Source organism: Gracilibacillus halotolerans (assembly GCF_014206945.1).
Taxonomy (GTDB): Bacteria; Bacillota; Bacilli; order Bacillales; family Amphibacillaceae; genus Gracilibacillus; species Gracilibacillus halotolerans.
In genome coordinates, this window is record NZ_JACHON010000020.1 from 36,662 (window position 1) to 48,457 (window position 11,796).

At 36.0% G+C, this 11,796-nt stretch carries 7 protein-coding genes; 2 read left to right on the top strand and 5 right to left on the bottom strand.

Annotated elements, in window-relative coordinates; all coding sequences use genetic code 11:
- Nucleotides 1–345 precede the first annotated feature (345 nt).
- Nucleotides 346–690, bottom strand: a complete 345-nt coding sequence (locus GGQ92_RS13990) for a DUF2178 domain-containing protein (protein WP_184250251.1) — start codon at nucleotides 688–690, stop codon at nucleotides 346–348.
- Entirely contained in the window at nucleotides 683–919 is a 237-nt protein-coding gene (locus GGQ92_RS13995; protein WP_184250254.1) for a helix-turn-helix transcriptional regulator, read from the bottom strand. The genes GGQ92_RS13990 and GGQ92_RS13995 overlap by 8 nt, the downstream gene beginning before the upstream one ends.
- Nucleotides 920–1,377: 458 nt before the next feature.
- On the opposite strand from GGQ92_RS13995, the gene GGQ92_RS14000 reads away from it, so the two are divergent.
- Entirely contained in the window at nucleotides 1,378–6,321 is a 4,944-nt protein-coding gene (locus tag GGQ92_RS14000; RefSeq protein ID WP_184250257.1) for a LamG-like jellyroll fold domain-containing protein, read from the top strand.
- A gap of 101 nt (nucleotides 6,322–6,422) precedes the next feature.
- On the opposite strand, the gene GGQ92_RS14005 is transcribed toward GGQ92_RS14000, so the two are convergent.
- The 3 genes from GGQ92_RS14005 to uppS form a co-directional block, all read right to left on the bottom strand.
- A complete protein-coding gene (locus tag GGQ92_RS14005) occupies nucleotides 6,423–8,153 on the bottom strand; it encodes an ABC transporter ATP-binding protein (RefSeq protein ID WP_184250260.1) in 1,731 nt (576 codons plus the stop codon).
- Nucleotides 8,154–9,884, bottom strand: coding sequence for an ABC transporter ATP-binding protein (locus GGQ92_RS14010; RefSeq protein WP_184250263.1), 1,731 nt, complete (start codon nucleotides 9,882–9,884; stop codon nucleotides 8,154–8,156).
- A gap of 744 nt (nucleotides 9,885–10,628) precedes the next feature.
- On the bottom strand, nucleotides 10,629–11,396 hold the full coding sequence (uppS, locus tag GGQ92_RS14015) for an undecaprenyl pyrophosphate synthase (RefSeq protein WP_184250266.1): 768 nt from the start codon (nucleotides 11,394–11,396) through the stop codon (nucleotides 10,629–10,631).
- A 155-nt stretch (nucleotides 11,397–11,551) separates the two neighbouring features.
- Here uppS and GGQ92_RS14020 point away from each other — a divergent pair.
- The coding region (locus GGQ92_RS14020; RefSeq protein WP_184250267.1) for a transposase at nucleotides 11,552–11,796 on the top strand (245 nt) is incomplete at its 3' end.

Consider the following 11,796-nt stretch of genomic DNA (forward strand, 5'->3'; position numbering starts at 1 on the left):
AATAGTATATCCTACAAATAGTATATCCTACAAATTGTTGGATATCTGTCTTTATATCAACAAACTCAACACTTTATGTTGTTATCATTAAAGAAAACAACACAATGTTGAGTAGCGTGTGATTTATTTTATTTACATTTTAGCGATTCACTCTCTTTGTTAGCAATCATTTTTTACTTTGTCCGTGTTTTCCTTTTGTTTTATTGTTAACAATTATCTAGCAGGGACCAACAATTTCCCCTTGGTTTAATTTCAACGAGAGATCTTTTAAAACGATTGAGTCACCATAATTCTTTGTAATGGAATGTACAAGGATTTCGTGGAACCTCCTGTTTTGTTTATTCGCTAGAGAAAGTCTCTTTTATATCGAATTGCTAAATAGACAGCTGAAGCAACAAATGCAAGAGAATACTTAAATAGGAAAAATACTTGCCACATATATTCTTTCGGGAAAACCACATCGCACAAAATTACTACTGTTAATACAATAAGTGCGGTATTTAATGATATTTGCTTTGTCCTTTCATCAGGATCTCCCATCTTTTTGTGTAACACATAGGTTAAAATCCCTCCGAGGAAAACTAATAAAAAACCGCTAACAATAAGGACATTCCAGTTTGCCTGTGATTGCTCTGCCCATGTTTTCAATGGGTGAAAAATAGTGTTTGATATTTCTGTAAAATCAATCATCATGATCACTTCCTTTCTCATAAGTAAAAATATCGTTTACATCGACCTCAAAAAAATCCGCAATTCGAAAAGCCAACAGCAGAGTTGGGACATAATTCCCTTTTTCCATGACAAAGATGGTCTGTTTGGAAACCCCGACTTTATCTGCTAATTCTTTCTGAGTCATTCTGGCAAGTACTCGGTATTCATAAACCTTATTTGATATCGAATCACCGAAATCTTTCTTCATGATAACCACCTCTTCCTTTTAAATATAAACTATCATTTAACAAAAGTAAAGTTTACTTATACAAAAATACGTAAAACTTATACTATTACATAAATTACTTTGATTAAAATAGTTATTATTCTGCCCCGCGATTAGTTTTTCACATGTATGATAACCTTTCATCTGGTAACCTCTTAAATCCATTTCTTTTCGTGCAATTAATCCACTTCACAATAATGCTTTTATACGTACAAGATTGAATTTTAAATATAAATATCTCTCCACATAAGTAATATTTTCAAAAGTACTTGTACTTACCTGTTTAAAATAATATAATAGAATTTATATATTGTCCGTATGTATTGTGACGATTTTTACTCTCAATACTTATAAGTACTTTATTGTTATCTGTGAAAGGAGGTTTTTGTAAGCGCTTCACAATATATATGGACGATTATTTTTAAAGGGAGGTAAATTATTTGAAACGTTATGTATCAATATTGTTGATTGTATTGCTTTTATTCCCTACAACACCGCTTTCCGTTTCTGCTAATACAACAGAAATTGCGGAACCTTCAATTACTGCGTTAACACCAACAGCTTACTATCCATTAGATGGTGATATAACAGATAGTACAGGTAATAATGATGCTGGATTACCATGGCGTAGAGAAGAAGGTGATTCTCAATGGGGAGAAGCAAAAGATTATACGTTTGAATTTCATCAAGAAGGTCGCAATCAGTCTGCCTATTTTGATGGTACAACCGGTATTAAACTAGCAAACAACTTACTTACAAGCGATACGTATTCTTATTCATTATGGTTAAAACAAGATGGTGAAATAGGAGAATGGACAAATGCTATATTCACAGGTATAAATGTACGTCGAGGTGGACTAGCACCAGCTTGGGAAGAATCTGGTGGGCTAGTTTATCATGTTAGCCCTGAAGAAGCTATGAAAACGGGCATCAGCGAATATGATGGACAAATACCATTAGAAATAAACAACGAGTACAATCCATACGAGTGGAATAATTTTGTTATATCAGTGGATGAAAGTAACTTAAAAGTTTATCTTAATGGGAATCTAGTTGCTGAAGAAAATAATATACCAGCTATTCATACGGATTGGTCAGAGAATTTACTTGGCTTTAATCCATTTCCCGATCCCTATTATACTGGATACATTGATGAGGTAATGTTCTTCGATGGTGAAGCTTTAACAGCTGAACAAATAAGCAATTATTATAACGAGGTTGCTGATGATTTTTATCCAGTCGAAGATACTGATGAACCAGAAGAGACGGAAGAACCAGAAAACGAAGATTCTAATGAAGACGGAACTGATGAATCTGAGAACGAAGGTTCAGATGGTGAGCAAGAAGAAGACTCCTCCGACGACCAAGAACAGGATTCTTCTAATGAAGTAATTCGAAACGATCAAATTCCTAGCTTACCTGATAAACCTGAAGTTCCTAACCTCTCAAATGTAAGCGTACATGATCCATCCATTATTGTTGCTGATGGACAGTTTTATGCTTTTGGTACACATATTGAGGCAGCAAAATCAGACGACTTAATCAACTGGGAAACATTTACGAATGGTTACACGACACCAGGTAATGCCTTATATGGTGACCTATCCGCTAATCTATCTGAGGCCTTTGAATGGGCCGGTGAAGATGATTCTGATAGTAAGGATGGATTTGCTATATGGGCACCTGAAATATTCTTTAACCCAGATTATAAATGGGAAGATGGTACAACTGGTGCCTACTTAATATATTACAGTGCATCATCCACTTATATTCGTTCTGTCATTGGCTTTGCAGCTGCTAGAGAGATTGAAGGTCCATATGAGCATGTGGATACACTAATCTATTCTGGTTTTACCGATCATGAAGCCTATGATGCCGACAGTAACGTTAATAAGCATTGGGAAAACACAAACATCAAACAATTGATCGATGATGGTGTGATTGAAGATGTTCGCCCAGGTTGGTTCAACAATAGTGGTGGTTACAATAATTCAACCTTTACTAATGCCATTGATGCAAACCTCTTTTACGATGAAGACGGAAAACTGTGGATGACATATGGTTCATGGTCAGGTGGTATTTTTATTCTAGAGGTTGATAAAGAAACAGGACGTGTTATTTATCCTGGTCAGGATGGCACAACAGAAGATGGACGTTTAATTGATCGATACTTTGGAACAAAAATTTCTGGAGGATATACGAAATCAGGTGAAGGTCCATATGTGGAATATAATCCTGAAGATGATTATTACTATCTCTATGTTACTTACGGTTGGTTAGGTGCAGATGGTGGGTATCATATGAGACAATTCCGTTCTGAAAATCCAGATGGTCCTTATTTGGATAGTGCCGGAAATCCTGCTGTTTTGCCTAGTAACGAATCGAATGAATCGTATGGTAACAAATTGACTGGGAACTTCCTATTTAAACGCGAACCGGGTGATCCTGGTACAGGAGAAGGCTATGGTTATGTTTCGCCTGGTCATAACTCGATTTATACCGATAAAGAAACTAACCAACAATTCAATGTATTCCATACCCGATTCCCAAATCGCGGTGAAGTCCATGAATTAAGAGTTCATCAAATGTTTACTAATCAAGATGGGTGGCGCATTATGGCACCACTTCGTTATGCTGGTGAAACGTTAGACGACTCGATTACCAATGATGAAATTGTTGGATCCTACAAGTATATCAATCATGGAAAAAATAATTCCACGGATATTATTGAATCGGAATTAATCGATTTCAACGAAGACGGTACAATTTCCGGATCTGTTTCTGGTACATGGGAGCGCGATGGATACTACGCAACAATCACAATTAATGACGAAACATATGACGGTGTCTTTGTAGAAATGTGGGATGAGTTAAGCCAGATGTGGCTCATGACATTTACGGCATTATCAGATCAAGGGATTTCTGTTTGGGGTATTCAACATCCAATGAAGGCGGCATCAGATGAAGAAATTATTCATATGGTAGCTGACGATGTTAATTTACCAACATCAATATTTGCAAACTTAGACTTACCTACCAATGCCTCAAAGGGTACTACTATAAATTGGAGCTCATCCAATCCTGATATTATAAGTACAACAGGTGTTGTAACAAGACCTACAGCTGGTGAGTCTGAAGTGGTGGTAACTTTAACAGCAGAATTTAGTTTGAATGATGCAACATTAACGAAAAGCTTTGACGTGACTGTAATTCCTCAGCAAGAGCCTGAGCTTCGTGCTCACTATCGTTTCGATGGAGATTTATCAGATGATACAGGGCAGTTTGATGATGCTACCTTAATCGGTGATAGACCTAGTAAAATTGGCGAAGGTAACTTAATTTTTGAAGAAGGTCGTTTTGGAGAAGCACTTTATTTAGATGGCTCTTCTGGTGCTTTACTTCCTGATGATCTATTAATAGAAGATCATTTTTCCATTGGTTTTTGGTTTAATCCAGAGGAATTACAAACATACACTCCTTCTTTATTTGCCATGCGTGACGACGATAACTGGTTTACCGTTAATCCTAAAGGTTGGAATAATGAAATTCTAGTATGGTCTAAAATCAACGAACCACAGGAAGCATATTTTGATGGAATTACAGGCAAGACAGCTCAGATTGGTGAATGGCAACACGTTGTTGTGACAAATGAGTATGGGCGATTCCGCATTTATCTAAATGGCGAACGCGTTGCTACTGCCAATAACTTTAATCAAGTGGTTAACGGCGAAGCTTTAACGATGACATTAGGAGTTAATCCATTTGATACCGCTTTTAAAGGATACTTTGATGATCTAGTAATTTATCAAGCGTACACTCTATCTAATCAAGACGTGAAAGAACTTTATCAAGGAAATATCCCAGAAGTTAAAGAGCAAGCAGAGGATGAAATAATTACTGGCTACTATAGCTTTGATGAAGACTTAAGCGATATGACTGGTAACAACCCTAATCCAACCGTTACTGGAAATCGAATTAATAATACGGGCGGAAATATAGAATTTAAACAATCAGGTATTGGCCAATCTATTTATCTAGACGGTGAGTCAGGGGTACATTTAGGCACTGGAATCATTAGCGGTCACGAATATAGCGTTTCCTTCTGGTTAAAGCCTGAAGAGCTACTTGATTTTACAACCTCGTTCTTCGGCGCTCAGTCTGAAAGAAGCTGGACAAGCTTTTTACCAGGCGGCTCACACGAAGGTGGAGTAACAAAATTATGGTCTGGTGAAGAGTGGTACGATGCGAACCTAGATTTTATGATTGAATTAAATGAATGGTCGCATATCACCTATACGGTTGACAACGGTATCCTTCGCATTTATGTGAATGGTGAACTAGCCTTTAGTGGAGAAGACTTCCCTAACATATTCGAGGATGGTACTGCCGAGTTTAGCTTAGGAGTAAACTATTGGGACACACCTTACAAAGGTTATATAGATGAATTAATCATTTATGATGCTCACGTTTTATCAGCAGAGGATGTTGCAAACTATTATAATGAAACACTTCCTTTAGTTGATCAACCAACTGATTCGGATGAAACACCACCTGAGCAAGATGAAACATCACCTGAGCAAGAAGAAAAAGAGGAAATTGTAATTGAAGATATCGATACAGACCTCAAAGAAACATCTAAGTCAACTGGTGAAAAAGTTTATGTAGTGAATACTCCTGCAAAAGCTTTCGTATTCAAAGCGGAGGTTTTAGAGCAATTAAATGAAACAGATGAGATTGAAGTCACAGACAACCATGTACGTGTACGAATTCCAGTTAAAGCACTCCTTCGTGATGGACAATCACAAGTCCGTCTTGAAATGGACAATGTTACGGAATCGTTACGTACGTCAATCGATTCTAAAGAAGAAAAACTTCTCAGTGAATTGATTCGTTTCTCTCTTAAGGATGAGAATGGTAATGATGTAGATTTTGAAGATTCTTACATCGATCTCTATTTTACAATCGACTTAGACCAGGTCACTAACGAAGATAATCTAAGAGTGATTTATTTCAATGATGATGGTGATCAATTGACAGATCACGCTGCTGAGATTTTAGAAGTGACGGGTAACGGAGAAGTAATCGTTCGTGTAAAACATTTTAGTACGTACGGAATTGTGGAAGTGCTAGATGATCCGGATAATGGAGGTTCTCCTAACCCAGGTCCAAAACCAGATCCAGAACCGAATCCGGATAATACAGGACCAAATGATAATGACAATCAAGTAATAGACGATGGAGCTTCTGGTGAAGATGAGCAAACCCTACCAAATACAGCAACGAATACGTATAATCTCATCTTAGTTGGACTTCTGTTCGTTCTTTCTGCAGGCGGACTAATTCTCTTTCGAAGAAAAAAAAAGCTAACAATTCTTAATAACTAGTATGATTTTAGAAACACGCTTCCTAGTAATGGTTACTCCACTACAAAGAAGCGTGTTTTTTTATGGATTATTTAGGACTTACAACTGTGTCAGCATCATTATTAATTTACTAAATCATATTCCTCTTCTGAATAAACCAACTTATGATAAATGTTTTTCTTTGCCATCAACTCTTCATGGTTACCTTCTTCAACTACAGACCCCTTATCTAACACAAATATATAGTCCGCATTTTTTATCGTTGATAGCCGATGAGCAATGATAATTGTTGATTTTCCTTTCCGGTATTGATCAATTCTGCCTTGAATCTCTTTTTCTGTAATCAAATCAAGCGCGGATGTTGCTTCATCCAAAATTAAGATTTCCGGATTCCTTACTAAAGCCCGTGCTATCGCAAGACGTTGTCGTTGACCACCTGATAACGTGATTCCTCTTTCACCGATTATCGTTTCATAGCCATTTGGTAACGTAAGAATAAACTCATGAATGTAAGCATATTGGCAAACACGAATTACTTCATCGTCACTCACGTTTTCTATTCCCATTAGAATATTATTTTTTATCGTATCAGGATATAAATAAGGATCCTGAAACACAATCGCTACTCTGTTCATCCAATCCGAACGTTTAATGTTTGCAAGGTAGCTACCGTTAACTCTTACCTCTCCCCTTGTTGGATTATAAAAACGAATGAGAAGCTGCGCAATTGTCGACTTGCCACTTCCGCTTGCACCGACTAATGCAACTTTTTTGCCAATAGGGATTTTCATATTCAAATCATGAAGGACATATTTCGTCTCCTTCTCATAATGAAAATAAATATGTTTCATTTCCAATATTTCTATTCTATCTACTATTCTCTTTTCTCCATTCTCCCATGTCGGTCCATCCATTACATTACGAACACGTTCAACGCTAGCTATTTTACTAGAGAAGTCCATCGTCATATTGAATAAATTTTGAAACGTAGATACTAGCTGACTACTAAACTGATATAAAATAATAAAAATACCAATCGACATCTGTCCTTGTATAACCAAATACCCTCCGTATCCCAAAATAAATAGTGTGATTCCCCATCTTATTGGCTCGCTGCTAATTAATTGAAGATTTACGAGCTTTCCTTCTTTCATCACTGCATCAAAGTACTTACGAAAAAATTTATCATAGATACGCGATTCCCACTCCATTCGGTGATACGCAATTACTTCTCTCGTTGAAGAAATCCCCTCTTCTATATGAACGACTAAATCCGATTTTGTTTCCTGTACTTTTTTAGCACCGGCTTTTAATTTAATCGAGAAATACCGTCCTAACCACACATAAACGGCACTGCTAAGAAGAGTAATGATAAGAATAATAGGACTGCTAAAGCCAAAGATACTAAACAAAACAACAGCTGCTGCTACTTGCTGTAAACCTCTTGGAATATCATTAGCAATCATACCTCCTGCTTTATCAATATCGCTAACAACATATTGAACATAAGATCCAGTACGTTCCTTTTGCAACAATGAGGTAGGAATTTTATACATATAACGCATAAAATCTCGTACCATATGCTCGGTTGTAGCAGCCTTTGCTTTATGAATAGCATGAGGTCCAAAGGTAAATAAAAAAGAATAGGCTACAGCTGCAATAGCCATAATCGACAAAATACCGTAAAGCTTGTCGTAATTTTGCGCAATTAAAACATCGTCAATTATTTTTTGTTGTAAACCTATCATTGCTATACTTGAATAGGATTCCGCAATCATCAAGCACACGGCTAAAAAGAGAAGACCCTTTCTAGGACGTATATATCTTAATAACCACCGTAGATTATTTTTCATTTAAGCACCTTCTAACCTTTGACCAATTGATAAGTGGTAAAAGGCTCCTTTTTGATCCAATAATTCTTTATAATTACCGCTCTCCAGTACTTTTCCATTCGAAAGCAAGATGATATGATCATAGTTTTGAATCGTTGATAATCGATGTGCAACAGTAATTGTTGTTCTACCATGCATCAGGTGTTGCAAAGCCGCTTGCACTTCTTTTTCACTAATTGTGTCTAACGAAGCAGTTGCCTCATCTAATAAAATAACAGGTGGGTTTTTAATGAACATTCTGGCTATCGAAATTCGTTGCTTTTGTCCTCCGGATAATTTTACTCCCCGCTCTCCAAGTAACGTATTATAACCGTCTGATAATTCTTGAATGAAATCATGAGCAAACGCCGCTTTTGCTGCTTCTATTATGTCAGCTTCAGATGCGTCAGGTCTTCCAAATAAAATATTTTCTCTGACGCTCGCACCAAACAAATATGTCTCCTGAAACACGATGCCGAGGTTTTCACGTAAATCTTGAAAGCTCCATTTATCAATTGGGTGATTATCCAATAATATTCTTCCTTCCGTTGGATCGTAGAATCGGCTAACAAGCTTCAGTATCGTTGATTTACCACCTCCACTTGCTCCTACGATAGCAACCTTTTGCCCAGCTTTTATTGACAAGCTGAAATCATTCAGAACGTTAGGACCATCTGAATAGTGAAACGATACTTTTTGAAATTCTATATTTCCGTATACTTTATTTCTCTTTATAGTGTTGGAATCCTCTAAAACTTCTGGTGATGTTTTTATAAATCGGTATAGTTTTTCTGCTTGATCCATTAAAACTCGTTGCTCTGTAATGGATGTTACAACAGAGGTAAGAATATGCATCGTTTGAAAATAATAAAGGAGAAACGCTACAAAAGAGCCAGTTGACATATCACCAGTCAAGGTGAGCTGGGTACCAACCAATATGATTGCAATTCCACCAATATAATAGGACATACGCCGATTTGTTCCTCTCCAAAAAGCAAACCAATATGTCTTAATCATCATTTGATTAAATTGCTTATACCTTCTCTCCACACCTGATAGATTCCAAGATTCCGCTGAATTTGCTCGTATGTCATGAATCGATGCCATACTTTCATATAGTTTCTGATTAAATCGAACACGTTCATCCGACATTAACTTTCCATATTTAGATGCTTTTTTCTCTAGGTAGGGACCGAATATGTAGTAAAGCAGTAAGCTCGGAATAATAATCAAGCTTAATTTCCAGCTAATTGTGACCATTAACGTTATGGAAATAATCGAAAAAATAAAATTGTTAATCATCCAAGGTAGAAGATGTCTATATAGATTTTGTAGAGAAGTGACCTCCGTGTTCATTAGGCCAAGACTTTCACCAACTGGGTGCTTTTCAAAATAAGAAAACCCTAATTTTCTAAGGTGTGAATAAATGGAGTATTGCATATCTCGTGAGGCTTTTTCTTGTAAGGAGCGTTGGGTAATGTTTCGTATTGCCGAAAAAGCAATGATGAGGATAACCAAAAGAACAATCGCTAAAAGGAGCCAAATAAAAATGTGTGCATCTTGTTTTAATGGAACCTGATCAATAAAATACTGAATAAATTTTGGAATAATAAGCTGGGAACCTGTGACAAGTAAACTACAAAAAATCAATAAGGCTAATCCGAGAAGATATGGTCTTAAGAAAGATATGGTCCATAAATAAACTTTTAACAATTCGAAAATCACCTCCATAATTGTGAAAATTTAAAGGATTCAGTAATTAAGGTTCTTCTGCTAGAAACTCCATTCTCATTAGTTAAACCTTTTAACTAAATTAAAAATAATGCTACGAATAGAGTAATAGTGATTAATGATACTCCAGACAGGCTAGTAAGCAAGAAACTTATATTGAATGGCTTTTTATTGTTTCTCTTATTATGAATTAAGATTGATTTTACAATTGTAACAAATACCATTGTCTCTATTATCATTACGAAAAACATATATAATTGAATATATAATTTCACTTTTTACCCCCCATTGAGGATACATAACAGAGAATCAGCTATTCTATTATTGTTATCTATTTAAGAATTTAACAAATAAATTTTTCACTAATTATATGATTCTATATTATGCTATAACTTTATTTTTAACCTTGTCGTATAAGCCCCATGTATATACGATAATGGAAGCGTGAATGAACAATCCTGTAACCCACATTAACAGAAATAAAATAAATGAATAACCTAGATCACGTAGATCAGTCTATATGTTTTTTTATGTTGTATGTTATTTCCATATTATAAAGATACCACAGTCTTTGGGACTGTGGTATAGCCAAAATCAATTAGATTTTTACACTTGCTTATCCCTTAAAGAAAATTCGTTTGACACGTCCATTTATCTTTACGAAAGAGGCATCTCTCAAGTAGCATGGAAGCTCAATAAGCTTGAAATGCGGTAGCTATATAATGTTTATTTCGACAATCCACCGTATCTTCTATTTCGTTGTCGATAATCATCAAGAGCAAGTAAAAATTCTCTTTCTGAAAAATCTGGCCAGAGTACATCTGTATACCAAAACTCTGAGTAAGCTGACTGCCAGAGTAAGAAATTACTTAGACGCTGTTCCCCTCCAGTGCGAATCATAAGGTCAGGGTCTGGCATATCCTTTGTGTACAAATACTTTGAAAATTGTTGTTCATCAAGTTCCTCTACTGATATTTTTGTATCATTTATATCTGCTAGCATTTCTTTTACTGCTTTCAGAATCTCATGTCTACTTCCATAATTAAGAGCAAAATTCAGTTGAAGACCATCATTATGACGTGTACGGTCCATTGCATATTGTACAGCATCACGTGTATAATCCGGGAGCAATTCCATGTCACCAATTACCTGGATACGCACGTTATTAGAAATTAGTTCTGGTAAGTATACATCCAGAAACTGCTTAGGAAGTCTCAATATAAACTCTACCTCAGATTTAGGACGTTTCCAGTTTTCAGTAGAGAACGCATAAAGCGTCAAAATCTTCACCTTACATTTAACTGCTGCCTTAACGACTTTAACGATGCTTGAAACTCCTTCTTTATGACCTGCAATTCTAGGTAGCCCCCTATTTCTCGCCCATCGTCCATTTCCGTCCATAATAATAGCTATGTGCTCTGGCGTACTATCTTCGGGAACTCCGATAGTTTCTTTAGGTTGTTTCTTATTAACAAAAGGAATGTTTATTAACATAAGCTGACTCCTTTAAATTTATTATGATTCTTTATACTTTACTTACTTCTGCTTAATTTTAAATATGCAACAGATAGAAAATACTGATGCTAGTATAGTTTCATGGACACATCTAAGTTAAATTTATACAATGAATTTCAAGGAGGATGTGTCCGATGAGTACAAGAAATAAAGGCAAACGATATAACGATGATTTTCGTAAAATGGTTGTCGATCTTTATCATTCTGGGAGTTCTGTAAAAGATTTAAGCAGCGAGTATGGCGTATCTAATGTAACTATTTATAAATGGATTAAGGAGCTAACCCCGGTTGAGGGTACTGACGGCAAGGAGATTACTCCAAAAGAAGTAGATGCCATTCAAAAAGAGAATCTTCGCTTGAAACAGGAGCTTGAAATCCT